Genomic DNA, 22,128 nt, shown 5'->3' with positions numbered 1-22,128 from the left:
GCCCGGTCCCATCCCGAACCCGGAAGCTAAGCCTGGTAGCGCCGATGGTACTGCAGCCGAAGGGCTGTGGGAGAGTAGGACGCCGCCGAACACCCTTCACAACCCGGGCCCCGGTCGAGAACACCACGTTCTCCCGGGGCCCGGGTTGCTTTATATGCACCCACACCCAACCCCACACAAGCCACCGGCCGATCTTCGCCGGAATCCCGCTGTGCCGCCGAGCCAGTGCACAGCAGGATCGAAACCATTACGTGGTGGTCGAGACCAGAGCGGCGGCCCGCATCCCCGGCGCGGTCAACCCGCCGTACCGCACGCTGACCGCGGAGAGCGCGCGTGGACTCGACCCCGGTCTCGTCTAATCTGCTACTGCGAAAACATTTTCCGCAACGCCGCCGGGTACCCGAAGGAGAAGGGGACGGCGCCACCATCGCGTGCGCCTGCTGACGCCGGTCGTACGCTGGTGTGGTGACTGCTCCACGACTGCTGATCATCCAGCCGGACGAGACCGATCCGATCGGCACCCTCGGCGAGTGGCTGACCGGGGCCGGTGCCGAGCTCGACATCCGGCTCCCCCCGCGCGACGAGCTACCGGACGACCTGACCGGCTACCAGGGTGTGGTCTGCCTCGGTGGCGGCATGGGCGCGCACGAGGACAGCGAGCACCCATGGCTGAAGCAGGTGCGCAGGCTGCTCGGCCTCGCCGCGGGCACCGGGAAGCCGACGCTGGCGATCTGCCTCGGCGCCCAGCTGCTCACGGTGGCGGCCGGCGGCCGGGTCGAGCGCGGCAAGGACGGGCCGGAGGTCGGCGGCGCGCTCGTGTCGAAAAAGGACACGGCGTGGACCGACCCGCTCTTCGCGGACCTGCCACTGATGCCGGACGTCATGCAGTTCCACCAGGACGTCATCGCCATCCTGCCGCCCGGCGCCGAACTGCTCGCATCCGCGCCGCGGTACCAGAACCAGGCGTTCCGGCTCAACCGCTGCGTGTACGGCGTGCAGTTCCACATCGAGACCACGCCGGACATCGTGCGCGGCTGGGCCGAGGACGAGCCCGACCTCGCCGCCTTCGGCCGTTCGAGTGCATTCGAGACAGACAGTCTCACCCAGGTGCACGCCGATATCGCCGATACGTGGCGGCCGTTCGCGGAACGGTTCGTCCAGCTGGCCGATGGCAGGCTCTCCCCCGCACAGGGGACCCGGAACTCGTTGCCCCTGGTGTGACAAAGGGGGTGTCGTAAACGATAACGCGACCTTAACGGCGAGCGCTGAACTTCAGGTACCTTGCGGGAAGTCCGACAGGGTACGGAGGTTGGGGTGGACCCCACGCTACTGGTCGTCGTCGTGGTCGCCACGGCGCTGGTCTTCGACTTCACCAATGGCTTTCACGACACGGCAAACGCGATGGCCACGTCGATCGCCACCGGTGCGCTCAGACCCCGTACCGCCACGGCGCTTTCCGCCGTGCTCAACCTCGCAGGCGCGTTTCTGTCCATTGAGGTCGCCAAGACCATCTCCAGTGGACTCGTCGACGACAGCAAGGTCGGGCCCGCGATCGTGTTCGGCGGCCTGATCGGGGCGATCGTCTGGAACCTGTTCACCTGGTTCGTCGGGCTCCCGTCCAGCTCGTCGCACGCGCTGTTCGGCGGCCTCATCGGCGCCACCTGGGTCGCCGCGGGCACCGGCTCGGTCCACTTCTCGAAGATCGTGGAGAAGGTGCTCGTGCCGGCCGCCGCGTCGCCGGTGATCGCGGGCGTGGCCGCGATGGCGGTCACGTACCTGGTCTACCGGGTGATCAGGGCCAGGCGCGGCGGGCGGGAAGGCACCGGGTTCCGGGCGGGCCAGATCCTGTCCGCGTCGCTCGTGTCGCTCGCACACGGCACCAACGACGCGCAGAAGACGATGGGCATCATCACCCTGACCCTGGTGACCTCCGGGCACCTCGCGCCGGGGTCCGCCCCGCCGACCTGGGTCATCCTCAGCGCGGCGCTCGCACTGGCGCTCGGCACGTACCTCGGTGGCTGGCGCATCACGCACACCCTCGGGAAGGGGCTCACCGATATCGAGGGCCCGCAGGGGTTCGCCGCGCAGACCAGCTCCGCCGCGGTGATCCTGGTGTCGTCGCACCTCGGGTTCCCGTTGTCCACCACGCACGTGTGCTCCGGTGGCGTGCTCGGATCGGGGCTCGGCAGGCGGGAGGCACCGGTGCGGTGGCGGCTCGCGGGCCGGATGGTGATCGCCTGGCTGTTCACGCTGCCCGCGGCGGCCGTCGTGGGCGCGATCGCGGGCAAGTTCGCCTCGATGGGCTCGGCGGGCACGATCGGGGTCGGGGTCGTCGGCATCGGGTTCGGGATCGGCATCTACCTCCTCTCGCGCCGCAAGCCGATCACCGCGCACAGCTTCACCGTCCCGGAACCGACCCCGCCCGATCACGACGGCAGGTCACGGCTCTCCGTCTGACACCCGTTTCCGCGTGCCGACCGGCTACGGTGGATGCCGATGGCAGAACGAGTCCGGCCGACCGCGTCCGCGGCGAGATACGGCTTCACCGATGACCGCGCCGACGCGCAGCTCCGCGCCGCCGGCTGGTGGACCGACAACGGCCCCGCCGACGGGGCCGCCCCGGTGCTGACCGCGTTGTCCCGCAGCGCCGATCCCGACCTGGCGTTGCGCGGTTTCGACCGCGTCCGGGAGGCCGACGAGTCAGGCTGGGCAGCGCTGACCTCCGCGCTCGACGAAGATCCCGTGCTGCGGGGCAGGCTGATCAGCGTGCTCGGCACCTCCAGCGCGCTCGCGGACTTCCTCGCCGCCTCGCCCGGCCGCTGGCGCCGCCTCGCCGAGCGGAAGCTGACTCCGTCCGAGGAGTACGCGTCGAAGCTGCTCGCCGCCGTCGAGGAAGACGGCCTGAGCAACGAGGACGCCGAGCAGGCTCTGCGCGTCGAGTACCGCGGGCTGCTGCTGGAGATCGCGGCATCGGATCTGGGCAGCACGGTCGAGCCTTCGCTGGCCCACCCGTCCTACGGCGATGTCGCGCGCTGGCTGACCGCGCTCGCCGAGGCGGCGCTGACGGCGGGGCTCGCACTCGCGCGGCACATCACCCGCTCCGGGGACGACGCACGGCTCGCGGTGATCGCGATGGGCAAGTGCGGCGGCCGGGAGCTCAACTACGTCAGCGACGTCGACGTCATCTTCGTCGCCGACGGTGATCTTCAGCTCGCCACCAGGGTCGCGAGCACGATGATGCGGATCGTCGGCAAGGCATGCTTCGAGGTCGACGCCAACCTGCGGCCGGAGGGCAAGGCAGGCGCGCTCGTGCGCACGCTCGACGGGCACACGGCCTACTACCAGAAATGGGCGCGCACCTGGGAGTTCCAGGCCCTGCTGAAGGCGAGGCCGGTCGCGGGTGACGCCGAACTGGGCCGCGAGTACGCCGAGATGGTCGCGCCCATGGTGTGGTCGGCGGCCGATCGCGACAACTTCGTGCCCGACGTCCAGCAGATGCGCCGCCGGGTCGAGGGGCACGTGCCTTCGGAGCTCGTCGAGCGCGAGCTCAAACTCGGCCGCGGCGGGCTGCGCGATGTCGAGTTCGCGGTCCAGCTGCTCCAGCTCGTGCACGGCAGGGTGGACGCCGACCTCCACTCACCGTCCACAATGGAGGCACTCGCCGCGCTGGGGAACGGCGGCTACGTCGGCCGGTCCGACGCGGCGGAACTCGAGGCGTCGTACGAATTCCTGCGCACCGTGGAGCACCGGTTGCAGCTGCGCAAGCTGCTGCGGACGCACCTGTTCCCCGATGCGTCCGAAAAGGACGAACTGCGGGTGCTGGCGAGGGCGATGGGGCTGCGGCCGGCCAGGGGCAAGGGCGAGGGGCAGCTGCTGCTCGCCGAGTTCCGCCGTCACGCCCAGCGAATCCGGCGCCTGCACGAAAAACTGTTCTACCGGCCGCTGCTGCAGTCCGTCGCGAACGTGCCGACCGAAGCGTTGCGGCTGACCACGAAACAGGCGTCGAGCAGGCTCGCCGCGCTCGGGTATGCGGCGCCGGACGGCGCGCTGCAGCACATCAAGGCCCTCACCGCCGGGGTGTCGAGGCGCGCGTCGATCCAGGAAGCGCTGCTGCCGGTGCTGCTCGACCTGTTCGCGGACACGCCGGATCCCGACCGCGGCCTGCTGTCGTACCGGAAGGTGTCCGAGGCGCTCGAGGCCACGCCGTGGTACCTGCGGGTGCTCCGCGACGAAGGCGCCGTCGTCGAACGGCTCGCGTTCCTGCTCGGCACCTCGAAACTGGTGCCGGACCTGCTCGCCAGGGCACCCGAGGTGCTGCAGCTCCTCGGCGACCCCGAGCGGCTCGCCGGGCGCTCACCCGACGAGGTCGCGACATCCCTGCGCGCCACCGCGCGACGGCAGCCCGGCCTCAACGCTTCCGTCTCGGCGGCTCGTTCGCTGCGGCGCCACGAACTTCTGCGCGTCGCCTCCGCCGATCTGCTCGGCCTGATCGACGTGCCCGCGGTGTGCGGTGCGCTGTCGAAGGTGTGGGTCGCCGTGCTGCAGGCGGCGCTCGCGGCGGCGGTGCGCAAACGCGACGCGGAGCTCGGCACCACGCCGGCGAAGATCGCCGTCATCGCGATGGGGCGGCTCGGCGGCGCGGAACTCGGCTACGGCTCGGACGCGGACGTGCTGTTCGTGTGCGAGGCGGCGGACGGCGTCTCCGACTCCGACGCCGTCCGGTACGCCTCGTCCGTCGCCGAAACCGTCCGGAAGGCACTGGGCGCGCCGACCGCGGATCCGGCACTGGTCGTCGACGCGGATCTCCGGCCGGAGGGGCGTAGCGGCCCGCTCGTGCGCACCCTCGAGTCCTACCGCGCCTACTACGCGCGCTGGGGCGAGGTCTGGGAGGCGCAGGCGTTGCTGCGGGCCAGGTTCGCTGCGGGGGACCACGAACTCGGCGACCGGTTCATCGCGATGATCGACCCGATCCGCTATCCCGAAGGCGGTCTCGACGCGACGAAAGCCCGCGAAGTCCGCCGGATCAAGGCACGGGTCGAAACCGAGCGGATGCCGCGCGGCTCCGACCCGACCCGGCACACCAAGCTCGGCCGGGGCGGTCTCGCCGATGTCGAGTGGACCGCCCAGCTCTTCCAGCTCCAGCACGCGCACGAGGTGCCCGGCCTGCGCACCACGTCCACAGTGGACGCTCTGCGGGCGCTGGCTGACGCGGGTCTCGCCGAGCAGGCCGACACCGAGTCGCTCACCGAGGCGTGGCTGCTGGCGACCAGGGTGCGCAACGCCGGGATGCTGGTGCGGGGCAAGGCCGTCGACGAGGTGCCCAGCTCCGGCCGCGACCTCGCCTCCGTCGCCCGCGTGCTCGGCTACTCAGCCGATGACGACCCGGGTGAGTTCCTCGACACCTACCGCAAGGTCACGCGCCGGGCCCACGGTGTCGTCGAGCACCTGTTCTACGAGATCTGATCCGGCGGGCCCTACAGTGAACTGGTGAGCGAGCGCGAACCCTTCAGCGTCCAGATCAAGGTGCGGCATTACGAGCTGGACACCCTCGGCCACCTCAACCACGCCGTGTACCACTCGTACGCCGAGGTCGCGCGGCTGGAGATGATGGAGGCGTCCGGCGCTCTCGCGGGCCTCCGCGACGAGAACATCGCCGCGGTGCTGCTCGAGTCGACCGTGCGGTTCAAGCGGGAGCTGCGCGCGGGTGACACCGTCACGGTGACCTGCGACGGCCGGTTCGGCGAGGGCAAGGTCCTGCAAGCGGACTCGGTCATCTTCAAGGCCGACGGCACGGTCTCCGCCGAGATCGACTGCACGCTCGGGCTGATGGACCTCGCCCGCCGCAAGCTCGTGGCGGACCCGCGCGCGGTGCTGGAACGCGCCGGCGCCGATCTCAAGCTGATGTCCACCACCGAGTAGCTAGCCGCCGGTCACCGGGTAGTTCAGCGAGATCGACCCGCCGGTCGCGTAGTTCGGCACGTCCGCGCGCGTCGCGGCACCCTCGGGCGAGGAAAGTGCTTCCCGCATGGCTTGCGCGTCGGCGAAATCGGCCTCGAAGATCGCGAAGTAGGGCGATTCCTGGCCCGCGGCGCGGACGTCGAAGCTGTAGCGCCAGCCGAGGATGTTCGGCAGCTTCTTGACCAGCTCGAGGTGCGTTTCCTCGTAGTAGCGGCGGAAGTGGTCCGGATCGGCCGGCGCGGGGTAGAGCACGACGAGTTTGTGCATGCCTCCGAGTAAACACTCGACCTGGGACCGGCGAACACGGCGGGCACCGGTCTGGCCACTCATCCGCTCGAAGCGCTCGCTCGAAGCGCTGAGACGGGCGGCTGCGACAACGTGGTGCGAACGCAGCATGGCCCCGCCCGATCGGCGAGGCCATGCTGGTCGAGATCGGGGATGTCCCCGGCTTCGGATCACACGTCGTAGTAGAGCGCGAACTCGTGCGGGTGCGGGCGCAGGCGCAGCGGGTCGATCTCGTGCTCGCGCTTGAAGCTGACCCAGGTGTCGATCACGTCGGAGGTGAACACGCCGCCTTCGAGGAGGTAGTCGTGGTCGGCTTCGAGGGTGTCGAGCACCGTGCCGAGGTCACCCGGCACCAGCTTCACGTCGCGGGCCTCCTCCGGCGGAAGCTCGTAGAGGTCCTTGTCGATCGGGTCCGGCGGCTCGATCTTGTTCTTGATGCCGTCGAGGCCCGCCATCATCATCGCCGCGAACGCCAGGTACGGGTTGCCCGACGAGTCGGGGCAGCGGAACTCGGCGCGCTTCGCCTTCGGGTTGTTGCCGGTGATCGGGATCCGGACGCACGCGGAGCGGTTCCGCTGCGAGTAGACCAGGCTCACCGGGGCCTCGAAACCGGGCACCAGGCGGTGGTAGGAGTTCACCGTCGGGTTGGTGAAGGCCAGCAGGCTCGGCGCGTGCTGCAGCAGGCCGCCGATGTAGTGGCGCGCGGTGTCCGACAGGCCGGCGTAACCGGACTCGTCGTGGAACAGCGGCGTGCCGTCCTTCCACAGCGACTGGTGGCAGTGCATGCCGGAGCCGTTGTCGCCGAACAGCGGCTTCGGCATGAAGGTGGCCGACTTGCCCGCCGCCCACGCGGTGTTCTTCACGATGTACTTGAACAGCTGCAGGTCGTCGGCCGCGTGCAGCAGGGTGTTGAACTTGTAGTTGATCTCGGCCTGGCCTGCGGTGCCCACCTCGTGGTGCGCGCGCTCGATCTCGAAACCGGACCCGGTCAGCTGCTGCACGATCTCGTCGCGCAGGTCGGCGAAGTGGTCGACCGGCGGGACGGGGAAGTAGCCGCCCTTGTACTTGGTCTTGTAGCCGCGGTTGCCGCCCTCTTCGTCGGCGCCGGTGTTCCACCAGCCCTCGACGGAGTCGATCTCGTAGAAGGCGCCGTTCTCGGCGGAGTCGAACCGGATCGAGTCGAAGATGTAGAACTCGGCCTCGGGACCGAAGAACACGGTGTCCGCGATACCGGATTCGGCGATGTACTGCTCGGCCTTGCGCGCGATGTTGCGCGGGTCGCGGCTGTACGCCTCGCGCGTGAAGGGGTCGTGCACGAAGAAGTTCAGCGACAGCGTCTTCTGCTTGCGGAACGGGTCGATCCGCGCGGTCTCCGCGTCCGGCAGCAGCAGCATGTCCGATTCGTGGATCGACTGGAAACCACGCACCGAGGAACCGTCGAAGGCGAGGCCCTCTTCGAAGGCGTCGTTGTCGAACGCCTTGGCGGGCACCGTGAAGTGCTGCATCACACCCGGCAGGTCACAGAACCGGACATCGACGAACTGCACGTCCTCATCCTTGATGAGGCGCTGGATGTCGTCTGGAGTAGTGGTCACCCTCGGTAACTCCTTCGTCTTCGTTGCCCGGCGGTGCTGCGGGCTGCCGCGGTCGCGGCCGCACCGACCTCGGAGCGTGATAGGCCGACCGCCGACGCCGCTTGCGCGTTACTCTCTTCGGCTCACGCTAAGAGCGCGGTGTTGCCCGACCGTCACCCGAATGTTTCGCCGGTGTTAACGGGTCGGCGGATCCAGGTAGTGGACCAGTGCGGGCCCCCTCCTGGCCAGCCGGTTACCCTGGACGGGTGGCGAGATGGACCGGCGAATGGCTGTCCGCCCCCGGCGCGGCCGCGGGCGAAGACGAGCCGCCGCGCTGGCGGGGCGAGCGGCTGGGCCTGCCGGAAAACGGTGCCGGGTCCGCCGCGACCTTCGGCACGCGGGTGCTCGCGCTGCTCGTCGACCTCGTGCTCGCGTCACTGGTGACGGCGCTGTTCCGGCGCCCCGACTTCGCCGACGTGGCCACCATGCAGGCCTTCAACTGGTGGGCGGTCGGCACCTGGGCGGTCATCACCGTGGTCCCGGTCACCTTCGCGGGGTTCACCCCCGGCATGGCGGTCACCGGTATCAGGGTGGCCCGGCTCGACGGCGGCGCGCTGGTCGGCCCGGTGCGCGCGCTCGTGCGCGGCGCGCTGACGTTCGTGATCGTGCCCGCGCTCGTGCGCGACAACGACGGCCGCAGCTGGCTGGACCGGCTGACCGGCACCGTCGTCGTCCGGCTGCGCTGAAAACCCTGACGAACGAGAACGGGCGGCGAGGAAGCTTCCTCGCCGCCCGTTTCGCGTACTCGGTGCGGTCAGCGCCTGCGGATGGTGCGCTGCACGTTGCGCATCTTCGCGCCCTGCGGCATCGGGCCCTTCGGCATCGCGGCGCCACGGCTGCCGAGCGCGGCCAGCTTCGCCTCCAGCGCGTCGACCTGGGCCGGCTTGAGGTTGCGGGGGAGCTTCATCAGGTAGTTCTGCAGCTTGCGGAGCTGCACCTGGCCCTCTTCGGTGCCCACGATGACGTCGTAGATCGGCGTCTCGCCGACGAGCCGCGCGACCCGCTTCTTCTCCTGGGCGAGCAGGCCCTTCACCCGGTGCGGCGCGCCCTCGGCGACCAGGACCACGCCGGGGCCGCCCAGCACGCGGTGCACGGCGTCGAGCTGCGTCGTCGCCGCGACGGTCTGGGTCACCCGCCACTTGCCGCGCAGGTTGTCCAGCGCCCACCCGGCCGCGCCGGGCTGGCCGTCCGCCTTCGAGTACACGGTCTTCTGCACCCGGCGGCCGAAGATGATCACGGCGGCGAGCAGGCCGAGCAGGATGCCGAGCGGCAGCAGCGCCCACTGGGCGTTGATCAGGAACCCGATCCCGAACACCACACCCGTGATGACCAGCACTGATCCCAGCATCCACGGGATGAGCGCCTTGTCTTCCTTGCGCTGCATCTTGAACGCTTCGAAGATCTGCCCGCGCCGAGCCTTGCTCGCCGCGCGCTTCTCCTTCTTCGCCTGCTTAGCAGCTTCCTTGTCCTGCTTTCCCGCCATACGAGCCAGGATACGGCCGGGCCTGCGCTCCCGGAGCCGCACCCTCTGCGAGGATGCGACGGTGGCCACCGCACTGGGATCCTCGACCAGGCCGGGGTTGCTGGACGCGCTCGACCCCGAACAGCGGGCTGCCGCCGGCGCGCCCCGCGGGCCGGTCTGCGTGCTGGCAGGCGCCGGCACCGGCAAGACCCGCACCATCACGCACCGCATCGCGCACCTCATCGCGTCGGGGCACGTGGCGGCGGGGCAGGTACTCGCCGTCACGTTCACCGCGCGCGCCGCGGGGGAGATGCGTACGCGGCTCCGCTCGCTCGGCGTCGACGGCGCGCAGGCGCTGACCTTTCACGCCGCGGCACGCCGCCAGCTCCGCTACTTCTGGCCCCGCGTCGTCGGCGACCGGCCGTGGGACCTCGTCGACAACAAGTTCCGGCTGGTCGGCCAGGCCGCCAACCGCGCGGGCGCCGGTACCGAGATCGAGACCGTCCGCGATCTCGCGAGCGAGATCGAATGGGCGAAGGCCTCGCTGGTCGCCCCGGACGACTACCCCGCGGTGGCGGCCCGAACCCAGCGCGACACCCCGGTCCCGGTCGCCAAAGTCGCGGAGGTCTACCGCCGCTACGAGGAGGTCAAGAACTCGGCGCAGGTCCTCGACTTCGACGACCTCCTGCTGCACACCACCGCCGCGCTCGAGGAGCACGGCGCCGTCGCGCAGGAGTTCCGCGAGCGGTACCGGTGCTTCGTCGTCGACGAATACCAGGACGTCACGCCGCTCCAGCAGCGCCTTCTCGACGCGTGGCTCGGCGGCAGGGACGACCTGACCGTCGTCGGGGATGCGAACCAGACGATCTACTCCTTCGGCGGCGCTTCACCCCGCTCGCTGCTCGAGTTCACGCGGCGCTTCCCCGAAGCCACCGTGGTCCGGCTGGAGCGCGACTACCGGTCCACACCACAGGTCGTCGACCTGGCGAACCGGGTGATCGGCGCGGCGCACGGCAGGCCAGCGGGCTCGCGCCTCCAGCTGATCGGGCAGCGCCATGCCGGGCCGGAACCGCGGTTCGCCGAGTACGAGGACGAGCCGGCGGAGGCGAGTGCCGCCGCGGCGCGCATCCGCCAGCTGCTCGACGGGGGAGTCGCGGCCAGCGAGATCGCGATCCTCTACCGCGTCAACGCGCAGTCCGAGGCCTACGAGCAGGCGCTGACCGAGCTGGGCATCCCGTACCTGGTGCGCGGGGGAGAGCGGTTCTTCGCGCGTGCCGAGGTGCGCCAGGCGATGAGCGCGTTGCGGGTGGCCTCCGCGGATGACGGCGGGCGCGACCTCGTCACCTCCGTCCGGCGGGTGCTCGCCAAGGTCGGGCTCACGGAGCAGCCGCCCGCCGGCGGGGCGGCTAAGGAGCGCTGGGACGCGTTGCTCGCCCTCGTCGAACTCGCCGAAGAGCTCGCGACCGCCGTCGAGGGGGCCGACCTCGCCAGGTACGTCGCCGATCTCGAACAGCGCGCCGCCGCGCAGCACCCGCCGACGGTCGAGGGCGTCACGCTGGCGTCGCTGCACGCTGCGAAGGGCCTCGAATGGGACGCGGTGTTCCTCGTCGGGCTGGCCGACGGGACCATGCCGATCCTGCACGCGGACGGTGACGACAGCGCGATCGAAGAGGAGCGGAGGCTGCTCTACGTCGGCGTCACGCGGGCGAGGGAGCACCTGTCCCTCAGCTGGGCGCTGGCGCGCAACCCCGGCGGTCGTCGTCATCGCAGGCGAAGCCGGTTCCTGTACGGGCTGATCCCCGAGGACCACCCCGCCGCGCGCGTCGCGAGGTCGCAGGCGAAGCCGTCCGGCAGCAAGGCGCGGTGCCGGATCTGCGGCGGCGTGCTGACCGAGACCATGGAGATCAAGCTGAGCCGCTGCGGCCGGTGCCCGTCCACTGTGGACGAGGACCTGCTCGAACGGCTGAAGGCGTGGCGCGGCGACCGGTCGCGCGAGCTCAAGGTGCCCGCCTACGTCGTGTTCACCGACGCGACGCTCGTCGCGATCGCGGAGCAGCGGCCTGCCGACGACCACGCTCTGGTGTCGATCTCCGGGATCGGGGCGAGCAAGCTGGAGCGGTTCGGCGCCGAGGTGCTCGCGGTGGTGCGCGGCCGGTAGGCCCGGCGGTACGGTCGTACCACTCGGCCGCGCGCGACGGGGGATCCGCGCGGCGCAACCGCTGATGGGGGATGATTTTCGCCGCTTCGGCGAGAATCTTCAAAAATAGGTTGCACGGTCCTTCGGGGGACCAATAACCTGCAAGCACCGAAGTCGGAAGGCCTCGGAGAAGACTTCGCCGGCCCGCTCGCGGCCAGGCACGGACAGTGAAAGGTGGTGTCCCACGATGATCACATTCTTCATCATCGGCAACCCGGGTACCACGCTGTCCCGCGCCACCGAGCGCGTGCACGCCGACCTGGGCACTGGCATGTTCGGCGCTTCGCGCTGGACCGAGGTGAACGAATGCAGCCGCACGCCGCGGCCGCGGCACACCTATGTCCACGCCACCGCCACTGCCACCGATGTCTTCGTGCCGGCCGCGGCGTTCGACGCCGTGCGCCCGGGCACCACCGATGTCAAGCCGATTGCCGATGGGCAGCTGGTCACCCAGCCCCATGTTCCGCAGTCTCCTCTCGAGAGAAGTCCCTGACCCGTCGTCAGGACGACAGGCTCACGAAGGCCGCGGAACCGGAAACGGATCCGCGGCCTTCGTGTTTTTCATGGTCGGTTCCTGGTCCGGCCGAGCCACTGTCCACTTTCCACCGTCAGAAAAATCGGTACTACCCAAAGGAGAACGGGAATGTCATCGGCAATCGCCTTCGCGTCAGAGGGGGCGTTACCCGACGTGTTCACCCAGGCCGCTGGTCTCGGAGTGGGGGACCTGATCGACGCGGTCGCGGCACCGGAGTCGGCACTGCCCTGCCGGTCCGGCGACGCGGACCTCTGGTTCGCGGAGACCCCGGCCGACCTCGAGCGTGCCAAGGGCCTCTGCGGCGACTGCCCGGTACGGGCAGCCTGTCTCGCCGGGGCATTGGCCCGGCGCGAGCCATGGGGCGTCTGGGGTGGCGAGATCTTCGAGCGCGGCGCCGTCGTCGCGAGGAAGCGTCCTCGTGGCCGTCCGCGCAAGAACCCCGTCGAGCACGCCAGTTCCGACGCCCCGAAAGCGGCGTCCGACCGGAGGAGTGCGGCGGCATGAACACGACGTCCCTGACGACTCGAAAGCTTCAGCCAGTGCTCGGTGAACCGAGCGCGACTCCGATCCCGATCAAGGAGATCACCGAGATGTTGATCTACGAAGAACTGTCCAGAGCACGAATACACGACTCGAGGGAGGCGACGCGGGTACGGCAGGCGCTCGAACTCCGGTCCGCCCGCAGGTGGGACCGGATCGCGCGCTGGGCCGCGAAGCGCGCCAGGCGGTTCGACGGCTGATCCGCCGCTGATCCTGCGCCGAGTCTGCTGAGGCCGTCGTCCCGCCTGCGGGGCGACGGCCTTCGCCATGTGCTCTTGACCTGCGGATTCGTCGGCACTGTGCGGTCAGGGTATTGCGATCCCGACCAGGCGAATGATACGCATACTCAACGCATGCGTTAGGTATGCCAACGACAAAGGAGTCGAGCATGTTCGTTCGCCGCCAGGCACCTCCCGCGCTGGACACGTCGATCGTGGACGCGTTGTCGAAGGTCCAGACCTCCACCCTCGGGCACCTGCGCGACCACGGCTTCCCGCGCGGGCTCTCGCCGATCCGGCGCCCGCTCGGGTTCGTCGGCTCCGCGTTCACCGTGCGGCTCCCGCACCTCGACTCGACGGCACTGCACGTCGCCGCCGACGAGGTGCGCCCCGGGGATGTGCTGGTCATCGACCAGTCCGGGGACAGCCGTTCCTGCTTCGGCGGCATGGTGGCCTTCACCTCCGCCGCGCGCGGCGCGGTCGGCGCGGTCGTCTCGGGTTCGATCAACGACGTCGACGAGATCCTCGAACTCGGGCTGCCGGTGTTCTCGGCAGGCGTCTCGGCGCGGACGACGCGCATACTCGGCGTCGAGGGGGCGATCAACGTGCCGGTCACCGTCGGCGGGGTGGTGATCAACCCCGGTGACGTGGTCTTCGGTGACTCGGACGGGGTGGCCGTGATCGGCCGTGAAGAGGCGCTCGAACTGGCGGCGGTCCTGGCCGGGAAGGAAGCGCTCGAGCCGGAGCTGAAGGAGAAGATCACGGTGGGGGGCAAGCTGTCCGAGTGGTCCGGTGCGCTCGCGCACTTCGAGGCCGGCCTCGGCGCCCCGGTCGAGTGACGCCGCGATGACTGCCACGAACGGTTCGCCGCGCACCGATGTGGCGGGCCAAGGGCTGTTCTCCGGCAGGCTGCGGTGGCTCATCGCGGGCGGGCTGCTGCTGCCGGTGACGTTCGTGATGAGCATGGACCGCGCCGCGATGACCGTCGCCGCGCCGGTCATCCAGAAGGAATACGGCTTCAGCGTCACCGAGATGTCGGTGATCCTCACGTCGTTCTGGTGGGCCTACGCGTTGTTCCAGGTACCCGGCGGGCTGCTCGCGAAGCGGTTCGGCCCGCGCCGGGTGCTCGCGCTGGCCGGGATCTGGTGGTCGGTCTTCACCTTCCTGACCCCGTACGGGGTGGTGTTCCTCGGGTTCGTCGTGATCAGGATCCTGCTCGGGCTCGGGCAGGCGGCGGACTGGCCGACGTCGGTCTACACGCTCCAGCGCTGGTTCCCGCGCCGGGAGCAGTCGAGGGCGAACTCGTTGCTGTTGTGCGGGCTCTACCTCGGCAACGTGATCGGCTCACCGCTGGTCGTCTGGATCATCGACAGTTTCGGCTGGGAGGACTCCTTCCACGTGTTCGCGGTGGTCGGGCTCGTGCTGGCGCTGTTGTGGTGGTGGGTGGTGCGAGACGAGCCGAGTTCGCACCCGAACGCGTCCGGGGCCGAGGTGCGCCACATCGAGTCGGACCGGCAGCGGACCGAAGCCGAGGTCGCACTGCCGTGGCGGGCGTTCGCGCGTTCCGGCCAGTTCTGGGCGATCGGCGCCCAGTACGCGTGCCTGCTGCTGATCCAGGGCTTTTTCGCCACCTGGCTGCCGACCTACCTCGTCGACGCCCGCGGGCTTTCGTTGCGGGAAATGGGTTTTCTCGGCTCCTTGCCCTGGGTCGCGATGATCGCGGGCGTGTTCGGCATGGGCGCGCTCAACGACCGGGTGTTCCGGCGCTGGCGCGGGCGGGTGCGGATCGCCTCGGCCGGGTACCTGCTGGCCGCGGCGTTCCTCGTGCTCGGCGCCCTGTCCACCAGCGTGCCGGTGCTGATCACCTGCCTGTGCCTGAGCCTCGGCGCCGTCGGGGTCGTCCAGGTGCACGTCTGGGCGGCGTGCCAGGACCTCGGCGGCGGCTATTCGGCCACCGTCACCGGCTGGACGAACCTGTGGGGCAACCTCATGTCGGCGGCGGGCCCGCTGTGCACCGGCATCCTGGTCGGGATCGGCGGCAACTGGGTGCTGGCGATGGGCATCCTCGCGATTTCCGGCCTGCTCGGCGTCGTCTGCTGGTTCTTCGTGCACCCCGAACGGCCGTTGCGGGCGCCGGAGCTCACCTCCTCCTCTCTGCAGAAAGGCTGAATCATGTCCCTTCCCGTCGCGGTGGCCCAGTTCGCCGCCGGTCTCGACAAGCAGGAAAACCTCAAGTTCGTCAGTGAGGGCATCAAGGCGGCCGCCGACCGTGGCGCCCGCCTCGTGGTGACCCCCGAGTTCGGGATGTACCACGACCCGGCGAAGACGAGCGAGGACACCTCCTATCCCGAGCCCTTGGACGGCCCGTGGCTTTCCGCTGTTCGCGAGGTCGTTCGCGACGCGTGTGTGCACGCCGTCGTGGGTTTCGCGGAACGCCTCCCGGAGGAGTCGCGTGCGGCGAACACGGTCGTCGCGATCGCTCCGGACGGCTCGTTTTCCGCGCTCTACCGCAAGGTTCACCTCTACGACGCGTTCGGCTACCGCGAGTCCGACACAGTCGTGCCCGCCGAGATCACCGACCCGGCGACCTTCGAACTCGACGGTTTCACCTTCGGCATCCAGACCTGTTACGACATCCGCTTCCCGGAGAGTTCACGACGGCTCGTCGACGGCGGCGCCGACGTGCTGCTCGTGCCCGCCGCGTGGGCGGCCGGCCCCGCCAAGGAAGAGCACTGGCTCACCCTGCTGAAGGCGCGTGCCATCGAGAACACCAGTTATCTGCTCGCCGCGGGGCAGACCGGCCCGCACTGCACCGGGCAGAGCGTGATCCTCGACCCGATGGGTGTCGTGGTGGCAGGGGCGGGGGAGGCGCCCGGCACCGCCGTCGCCGATCTCGACCAGGCGAGGATCGAGTCGGTGCGGGGCAGGAACCCGGCACTGGAAAACCGCCGCTTCCGCGTCGTCCCGGCGTGAGCGCCCGGTGTGCCGGATCGCCACGGTCCGGCACACCGGCCGCGCCGCGCTGGCCTGTCACCGGTGCTGACTCTCCGCCTAGACTGGGCGGGTCCCGCAGTCCCGAGTCAGGAGCGGCAGTGAGCGCCCCGTTCGCAAGCACCGGATCACCTCCCGTGCTTCCCGAGGCCAGCCGGCCAGCCGACCAGCCCGCGAAGGACTTCGTCTACCACTACGTCAAGCAGCTGATCGTCGACCTGGTCCTGCCACCGGGGCACATCGTCACCGAAATGGACATCGCGAAGGTCACCGGCCTTTCCCGCACCCCCGTACGGGAGGCGTTCCTGCGCCTGGACGCCGAGCGGCTCCTGCAGCTCCTGCCCCGGCGGGGCGCGCTGGTGACCGAGGTGACCGCACGCCAGATCCGCGAGCTCTCCACCACCCGCCTGGTGCTCGAGCAGTACGCGGTGCGGGAGATCGTCGAGCGGAACCTGGACGTTTCGGGAGTGCTCCTTCCGCTGATCGACAAGCAGCGCGCCCTGCTCGCGGACCGCGCCGGGTACCCCGAGGTCATCGCGTGCGACCGCGAGTTCCACACCTCCATCATCCGAGCGGTCGGGAACACCGAGCTGACCGAGCTCTACTGTTCGATGGGCGACCGCCAGCAGCGCACCGGAGTGGTGGCGTTCTCGGTGCAGCCAGGCCGCGCCGAGATGGCCGTCGAACACCACCAGCGGCTCGCCGACGCGCTCGGCCGCGGCGATCTCGCCGACGCTCAGGCCGCCCTGCGCGAGCACCTCGACCGGAATGTCTGGGACCTCGAAAGGTTCCTTCCCTGACTTGGCAGGTCGTGTTGAATGGGCCGGGTGGCAGCGCACACGCACGATGACATCAACTGGTCCGAACGCCTTTCCGCGCTGCGGCGCGCCGACGAACTCGATGCCGCCGCCACCGCCGTGGCGGCGGAGCGACTCGTAGCGGAGCTCCCTCCGCGGCCGGTCGTGGTCGACGCGGGGTGCGGCGCGGGCGGAATGAGCAAGGCGCTCGCGGCCGCGCTCGCCGCGAGGCGCGGTGGCACCCTCATCCTCGTCGACGCCGTGCCCGAGCTGCTGGCCGCCGCTGCCGAGGTCTCCGCACCCGCGGCCGCCGGGCTGGTCGAGATCGAACAGCACCAGGCCGACGCGGCAGGCGGCCTGCCGTTCCTGCCGCCGGTGGACCTCATCTGGGCGGCGGGCATGGTGCACCACCTGCCCGACCAGCAGGCCGCCGTCACCGCGTTCGCGAAGGCGCTCAAACCGGGTGGCGTGCTCGCACTCGGCGAAGGCGGGCTCGACATTCGCTGCCTGCCGTACGACCTCGGCATCGGGGAACCCGGCCTCGAAGGGCGGCTCAACACCGCGCGCGAAGCGTGGTTCCTCGACCTGAGGACGACCATGCCCGGCGCGGTCCGCATGCCGTACGGCTGGGGCGGCGCGCTGGCCGAGGCCGGTCTGACCGGCGTGGGTTCGTTCAGCTACCTGCTCGATCATCCGGCTCCCCTGTCCGAGTTGGCGCGTGACTACGTGCTCGAACGGCTCGACTGGTTCGTCAAGGTGTGCGGTGACCGGATCGCCGAGGCCGACCAAGCCGCCGTTCGCGCCTTGCTCGATCCGGCGGCACCCGAGTACGCGGGAAACCGTGCGGACCTGTTCGTCCTCGGCGCTCGAACCGTCCACCATGGACGGTCGCGGTGACGGAAGCGGCCGCGGCGCGGTGTTATCGCTGCGGACGGATCCAGGACGCGCGAGCGGACCCGATGGACGCGCTGGCATGGGTTTCCGAGCACGAGCACGAGCACGAGCACGAGCGCGGCCGGGTGCGGCATCTGTGCCCGGACTGCGCGCGCTCCCACACGAGGGACATCGAGGGCAAGCTCCCCGACGAGTACTGGTGAGCCCGGCACCGAGTTCGTCCACTGTGGACCGCTGGCGGCTCATGCCGCGGCCACCACGCCCCGTGCGAGGACCGGCGGGCGCTCGCGACGGGCGGCGAGGCCGAACGCGCGCACCAGTTCCTTCGCCGCGCGGGCAGGGGAGTCTTCGAGCATGCCGGCCTCGGTGCGGACCACCACGACCCCGGCGGCGCGGAGCGCGAGGTGGCTCATCTTGCCGCCGGCTTCGCCCGTCCCGCGTGCCCCGAACTGCCAGGCGAGGCCGATCTCGTCCCACCAGGCGTCGGCCAGCCCGATCGGCCGGTCGAGCCGGTCGCACACCGTCACGTTCCACGCTGGCGGTGGCAGGGGCGCCGTGCGCAGCAGGCGCCGTGCCATGCCGTGGAGGAACGTGTCGCCAAGGGAATCGAGGCGGCGCAGGGTATCGCGCACCGCGCTGGTGCCGCGCTGGTTTCCCGCGTCGAGTTCGGCGTTCAGGTCCGCTCCGGTGCAGAGGCCGTAGTACACCGGCAGCGACAGCAGGCGCCGCAGCCGCTCGGCGTCGGTCTCCTGCCGTGCCGCGTCGATCGTGGCCCTCGGTACCGGTGCGAACGGGAGCCCGTCGACGAACACCGGGTCCGGCAGCCGCGCGGTCCGCTCGTGGTTCACGAAACCGTGCGGGATGAGGCGGCGCGATCTCGGGAGGAGCAGGTGCACCGAGCACGACCTCGGCAGCGCGATCCCGTGCGCGCACAGGGCATCGACCCCGGTGATGACGGCGGGCGGGCCCGCGCGCGTCACCGCCGCCCGCAGCTGCTGGTTTCGCGTGGGTTCACCGCCGCTGAGGAGAAGCACGCCCGGCAGCAGGCGCCGCCACGGGCCGCCTGGGCGGCATCGGCCCGCGATCGTGCTGCCGGAGACACCCGCGCTGCGCAGGGCGTCGATGCTGGACACGGAGTCGACCACACCGGACGGGAGGTCGGTTCGGACGTTGCTCGGACGAGTCATGACGAAAGCGTCCTGCGCGGCGGGGCGCCGCGGTACCGGGTCCGGCCAACTGTGGACAGGTTCGGGCCGCGAACGGCATTTTCGTGCGGATCAGCGCCGGGTTGTGGACAACTCGTCCCGATCGGCTCCTCAGGCGGCGAAGCCCGGCTGCCACCGCTCCACAATCGACCTCGCCGGGATTTCCGCGTCGAGCTGGCAGAGGATGCCGGTCGACCCGGCGGTGACCCGGTGGATCAGCAGGTACTCCGGAGGGAGGTTCAGCGAGCGGCCGGTGCGGAAGTCCTGGCCCCTGGTGTCGCCGATGCGGCCGGCCTGGCGCTGCATCCACTTGCGCGTGAAGTGGAAGGTCTCGGTGGCCAGCGGTTCGGTGAACGGGGCGAGGTAGGACAGCACGTCGTCGGGGTCGAGTTCGGTCCCCTGCCGCACGAAACCCGAGCTGCGCAGCAGGGACATGAGTTCGCGTGAGCGGCCGTCGAGCGCGAGCCTGGTCATCTCGCCGAGATGGCTGGGGATCCCGTCCGGCAGCCTGGCGACGGCGCCGAAGTCGATGACGCCGAGCCTGCCGTCGCCGAGCAGCATGAAGTTGCCGGGGTGCGGGTCCGAGTGCAGCAGGTGCGCGCGCTCGGGTGAGGAGTAGTGGAACTCGGCGAGCAGGGTGCCCACGTGGTCCCTGGTCGCCTTGTCACCGGAGGAGATGATCCGGGAAAGGGGGGTGCCGTCGATCCATTCGCTCACCACGACCTTCGGGGCGCTCGCCACGATCTTGGGCACGACGACCCTGGGGTCGCCGTCGAGGACCTTCGCGAACGCGCGCTGGTTGTCGGCCTCCGCGCGGTAGTCCAGCTCTTCGTCCATCCTCGCCGCCAGCTCGGCGAGCAGGGGCTTCACCTCGGTGCCCGGTACCAGCGCCTGGAACAGCCTGCTGAACCGCTGGAGCTGGCGCAGGTCGCTGCGCAACGCCTCGTCGGCGCCCGGGTACTGGACCTTGACCGCGACTTCGCGGCCGTCGTGCCACACGGCGCGGTGCACCTGGCCGATGCTGGCCGCGGCGGCTGGCACGTCGTCGAAGTCGCGGAACCGCTCGCGCCACGCCCTGCCCAGCTGCTCCGTCAGCACCCGCTGCGTCTGGCGGATGGGCATCGGCGGGGCCGCCGCCTGCAGGCGCGTGAGCGCGTCGCGGTAGGGCTCCGCCATCTCGTCGGGCACCGCGGCTTCGAAGACGCTGAGCGTCTGGCCGAACTTCATGGCGCCGCCCTTGAGCGTGCCGAGGACTTCGAACAGCTGCTCGGCGGCCTTGGCCGACAGGGCCGCGTTGACCTCCTTGGCGCTCTGCCCGGTGAGCCTTCGTCCCCAGCCGCCGACCGCGCGTCCGGCGATGCCGAGTGGCAGGCTGGCGAGCTTCGCCGTGCGGGCCGCCGTCCGGTGCGGGATCGCGGAGTCGGTCCGTTCCTCGGCTGCGTCGTGGGATTCAGTCACCCGAACGATTCTGCCTTGCCACCATTGGTCGGCGCAGCCGATCACGGGAGTGGATCGGTGCTACGCCATCGGGGGTATCCCAGCTGATGGACGGCAGCCGCAGTCCGGGTGCGGTGGCGCGGGGTGGTGCGCGACCGTGCCGTCGAAGGCGTCGACCTCGAGCGTGGTCTCCCAAGTGGGCGGCCGCCGCTCCGCCGAGAGCAGCGCGCGCAGCGATTGGACACAGGCCAGTGCCGCCGTCGCGGACACGTCGCTGAGGTCGGCCCGTTGCCTTCGCCCGGCCAGCTGGCTCGCGACCAGCGGCCAGTGCCCGTCCCGGTCCGCGTGGTGGAGGTCCAGGCAGCGGAGGCAGCTACTGCGCCCGGGGATGACGAGCGGGCCGACGACGCCGCGCCCGTCGTGCACCCCGGCCCGCAAGTGCGTGATGCCGTCGGCGACCAGCTCCGCCACCAGCTCGGGTGCCGGGACCACCGCGTCGGCCAGCACCGCGAGATCGGGCGGCCTGCGGCCGAGCTTGCCGGTCTTGACGCGCGGGTTCACCCGCTGGATGAGCTCGGCGGTCGCGGTCCGCCGCTGCCGCCCGAGATCGGCGTCGGAGAAGCCGCCGCCGAGTTCCTCTTCGCCGACCAGGCCGTCCGTCTCGACCCGTACGTGCCCGACGCCCGCGGCCGCGAGCAGGCAGGCGACCGTGGTGGTGAGCCTGCCGACGCCGTGCACCACGACCGCGTAGCGGGCCCGGTCAGCGGTCGTCTCGCGCCGGGTGCGGCCCGTCCGCAGCGACCAGAACGAGGCGTCGCGGAGTACGGGGGTGTCGGTGCGTGGTTCGTCGGCGTCTTCGAGGAATCCGAGTTCGGTGAGTTCGGTGAGCAGATCCCTCAGCTCTTCGGCGTGGTGTTCGCCCTCAGCGAGCGCCAGCAGATCGGTCGTGCTGGTGCTGCCGTCGAGCCGCCGCAGCGCGGAGAGGATGTCGGGCGAAACGTCGCAGGCGACGACGCTGTGCCCGGAGTGCACGCCGAACTGGACCTGCCCGTCGCCGCGTTCCAGCACGTCGAGGCCGGGAAGCAGCTTCGGCTTGACCGGGAGGACGATCTCCGCCGATCCGTAATCGTGTTCGACCATGCGCACAGGGTGACAGAGTTTTGGCGATCCGAAAGGGGAAAACGAAGTTGTCCACAGGGTGATTCAGGTGTGGACAACTCGGGGGATGTGACCTTGCAGCCATCGGAGTTGTCGGCACTTGGTCGTACCGTGGATGAGTGGCCGAAGCACGGGTGCCCTCGCGGAAGAGCGGGGGAGAGACGTTCCAGCGAACGGAATCCGAACACCAGAAGATCGAAGTGCGGCGCAGCGCGCGGCGCCGCCGGACAGTGACCGCCTACCGGGACGGTGACACGCTCGTCGTGCTCATCCCGGCGAAGATGAGCCGCGCCGAAGAGGAGCACTGGGTCGCCGAGATGGAGCGCAAGCTCCAGCGCACCGAACATCGCCGGGCGTCCCCGGCGCGGGCTTCGGACACGGCGCTCGCACTGCGGTGCGCCCAGCTTTCCGCCCGCTACCTCGAAAACGCGGACGGCCCGGCGAGCGTCCGCTGGGTGCCCCCGATGCGCACGCGATGGGCCTCGTGCACCCCGTCGGACGCCACGATCCGGGTGAGCGAGCGGCTCCGGGACGTGCCGTCCTGGGTGCTCGACTACGTGCTCGTGCACGAACTCGCCCATCTCCAGGTCGCCGGGCACAACGCCCGGTTCTGGGCGCTCGTGCACCGGTACCCGAAAGCGGAGCGGGCCATCGGGTACCTCGAAGGGCTTTCCGCGGCGGCAGGATGGGGGATCAGCGAACTCGACAACGACGACTAGGTGTATTGACCATGGAGGTTGGGTACGGGGCGACACGTGATCGGATGATCTTGGTGTGAGGAGGGCCTCCGGGTTCGGTGTGGATTGCGACATCTGCA

General features: G+C 70.3%; 22 protein-coding genes and 1 rRNA gene. 17 read left to right on the top strand and 6 right to left on the bottom strand.

Annotated features, from left to right (window positions below):
* The 5 genes from rrf to ABD256_RS42700 all read left to right on the top strand — a co-directional run.
* Positions 1-91: ribosomal RNA gene (rrf, locus tag ABD256_RS42720) — 5S ribosomal RNA — on the top strand; the annotation flags it as partial.
* A gap of 374 nt (positions 92-465) precedes the next feature.
* Positions 466-1,221, top strand: a complete 756-nt coding sequence (locus ABD256_RS42715; protein ID WP_344431888.1) for a type 1 glutamine amidotransferase — start codon at positions 466-468, stop codon at positions 1,219-1,221.
* Between the two features lie 93 nt (positions 1,222-1,314).
* Complete coding sequence (locus ABD256_RS42710; protein ID WP_344431886.1) at positions 1,315-2,457, top strand: inorganic phosphate transporter; 1,143 nt, start codon at positions 1,315-1,317, stop codon at positions 2,455-2,457.
* Between the two features lie 39 nt (positions 2,458-2,496).
* On the top strand, positions 2,497-5,463 hold the full coding sequence (locus tag ABD256_RS42705; protein WP_344431884.1) for a bifunctional [glutamine synthetase] adenylyltransferase/[glutamine synthetase]-adenylyl-L-tyrosine phosphorylase: 2,967 nt from the start codon (positions 2,497-2,499) through the stop codon (positions 5,461-5,463).
* 24 nt (positions 5,464-5,487) lie between these two features.
* A complete protein-coding gene (locus ABD256_RS42700) occupies positions 5,488-5,919 on the top strand; it encodes an acyl-CoA thioesterase (RefSeq protein WP_344431883.1) in 432 nt (143 codons plus the stop codon).
* Here the strand turns inward: ABD256_RS42700 and ABD256_RS42695 are convergent, their stop codons facing one another.
* Positions 5,920-6,225, bottom strand: a complete 306-nt coding sequence (locus ABD256_RS42695) for an EthD family reductase (protein ID WP_344431881.1) — start codon at positions 6,223-6,225, stop codon at positions 5,920-5,922.
* A gap of 188 nt (positions 6,226-6,413) precedes the next feature.
* On the bottom strand, positions 6,414-7,838 hold the full coding sequence (gene glnA, locus ABD256_RS42690; RefSeq protein WP_344431879.1) for a type I glutamate--ammonia ligase: 1,425 nt from the start codon (positions 7,836-7,838) through the stop codon (positions 6,414-6,416).
* Between the two features lie 245 nt (positions 7,839-8,083).
* On the opposite strand from glnA, the gene ABD256_RS42685 reads away from it, so the two are divergent.
* Positions 8,084-8,563 (top strand): RDD family protein, encoded by a 480-nt coding sequence (locus tag ABD256_RS42685; protein WP_344431877.1) that lies wholly within the window; start codon positions 8,084-8,086, stop codon positions 8,561-8,563.
* A 68-nt stretch (positions 8,564-8,631) separates the two neighbouring features.
* On the opposite strand, the gene ABD256_RS42680 is transcribed toward ABD256_RS42685, so the two are convergent.
* Entirely contained in the window at positions 8,632-9,360 is a 729-nt protein-coding gene (locus ABD256_RS42680) for a DUF4191 domain-containing protein (RefSeq protein ID WP_344431875.1), read from the bottom strand.
* A 61-nt stretch (positions 9,361-9,421) separates the two neighbouring features.
* Between ABD256_RS42680 and ABD256_RS42675 the strand changes: the two genes are divergently transcribed.
* The 10 genes from ABD256_RS42675 (at position 9,422) to ABD256_RS42630 (ending at position 17,714) form a co-directional block, all read left to right on the top strand.
* Positions 9,422-11,497 carry an ATP-dependent DNA helicase UvrD2 gene (locus ABD256_RS42675; RefSeq protein WP_344431873.1) on the top strand — a complete coding sequence of 692 codons (2,076 nt, stop codon included), beginning with the start codon at positions 9,422-9,424 and terminating at the stop codon, positions 11,495-11,497.
* A 226-nt stretch (positions 11,498-11,723) separates the two neighbouring features.
* A complete protein-coding gene (locus ABD256_RS42670; protein ID WP_344431871.1) occupies positions 11,724-12,029 on the top strand; it encodes a hypothetical protein in 306 nt (101 codons plus the stop codon).
* Between the two features lie 150 nt (positions 12,030-12,179).
* Entirely contained in the window at positions 12,180-12,575 is a 396-nt protein-coding gene (locus ABD256_RS42665; protein WP_344431869.1) for a WhiB family transcriptional regulator, read from the top strand.
* Positions 12,572-12,811, top strand: a complete 240-nt coding sequence (locus ABD256_RS42660; protein ID WP_344431867.1) for a hypothetical protein — start codon at positions 12,572-12,574, stop codon at positions 12,809-12,811. Before ABD256_RS42665 ends, ABD256_RS42660 begins: the two co-directional genes overlap by 4 nt.
* A gap of 188 nt (positions 12,812-12,999) precedes the next feature.
* A complete protein-coding gene (locus ABD256_RS42655) occupies positions 13,000-13,668 on the top strand; it encodes an RraA family protein (RefSeq protein WP_344431866.1) in 669 nt (222 codons plus the stop codon).
* A gap of 7 nt (positions 13,669-13,675) precedes the next feature.
* The gene (locus tag ABD256_RS42650) at positions 13,676-14,998 is read left to right on the top strand and encodes an MFS transporter (RefSeq protein WP_344431864.1); all 1,323 of its coding nucleotides are present in this window, start codon (positions 13,676-13,678) and stop codon (positions 14,996-14,998) included.
* A gap of 3 nt (positions 14,999-15,001) precedes the next feature.
* On the top strand, positions 15,002-15,802 hold the full coding sequence (locus tag ABD256_RS42645; RefSeq protein ID WP_344431863.1) for a carbon-nitrogen hydrolase family protein: 801 nt from the start codon (positions 15,002-15,004) through the stop codon (positions 15,800-15,802).
* 119 nt (positions 15,803-15,921) lie between these two features.
* On the top strand, positions 15,922-16,620 hold the full coding sequence (locus tag ABD256_RS42640; RefSeq protein WP_344431861.1) for a GntR family transcriptional regulator: 699 nt from the start codon (positions 15,922-15,924) through the stop codon (positions 16,618-16,620).
* A gap of 18 nt (positions 16,621-16,638) precedes the next feature.
* Positions 16,639-17,514 (top strand): class I SAM-dependent methyltransferase, encoded by an 876-nt coding sequence (locus ABD256_RS42635; protein WP_344431859.1) that lies wholly within the window; start codon positions 16,639-16,641, stop codon positions 17,512-17,514.
* Positions 17,511-17,714 (top strand): hypothetical protein, encoded by a 204-nt coding sequence (locus ABD256_RS42630; protein WP_344431857.1) that lies wholly within the window; start codon positions 17,511-17,513, stop codon positions 17,712-17,714. Before ABD256_RS42635 ends, ABD256_RS42630 begins: the two co-directional genes overlap by 4 nt.
* A 39-nt stretch (positions 17,715-17,753) precedes the next feature.
* On the opposite strand, the gene ABD256_RS42625 is transcribed toward ABD256_RS42630, so the two are convergent.
* The 3 genes from ABD256_RS42625 to ABD256_RS42615 form a co-directional block, all read right to left on the bottom strand.
* Positions 17,754-18,698 carry a hypothetical protein gene (locus ABD256_RS42625; RefSeq protein ID WP_344431855.1) on the bottom strand — a complete coding sequence of 315 codons (945 nt, stop codon included), beginning with the start codon at positions 18,696-18,698 and terminating at the stop codon, positions 17,754-17,756.
* Positions 18,699-18,827: 129 nt separating this feature from the next.
* A complete protein-coding gene (locus ABD256_RS42620; protein WP_344431852.1) occupies positions 18,828-20,174 on the bottom strand; it encodes an ABC1 kinase family protein in 1,347 nt (448 codons plus the stop codon).
* Positions 20,175-20,234: 60 nt separating this feature from the next.
* Positions 20,235-21,293 (bottom strand): TOMM precursor leader peptide-binding protein, encoded by a 1,059-nt coding sequence (locus ABD256_RS42615; protein ID WP_344431850.1) that lies wholly within the window; start codon positions 21,291-21,293, stop codon positions 20,235-20,237.
* Between the two features lie 212 nt (positions 21,294-21,505).
* Between ABD256_RS42615 and ABD256_RS42610 the strand changes: the two genes are divergently transcribed.
* A complete protein-coding gene (locus ABD256_RS42610) occupies positions 21,506-22,030 on the top strand; it encodes a M48 metallopeptidase family protein (RefSeq protein ID WP_344431890.1) in 525 nt (174 codons plus the stop codon).
* The last annotated feature ends 98 nt before the right edge of the window (positions 22,031-22,128 follow it).

It is taken from the genome of Amycolatopsis minnesotensis, from assembly GCF_039529815.1.
Taxonomy (GTDB): Bacteria; Actinomycetota; Actinomycetes; order Mycobacteriales; family Pseudonocardiaceae; genus Amycolatopsis; species Amycolatopsis minnesotensis.
The sequence above is the reverse complement of the archived record's forward strand: the minus strand, read 5'-3'. Positions and strand labels throughout refer to the sequence as shown.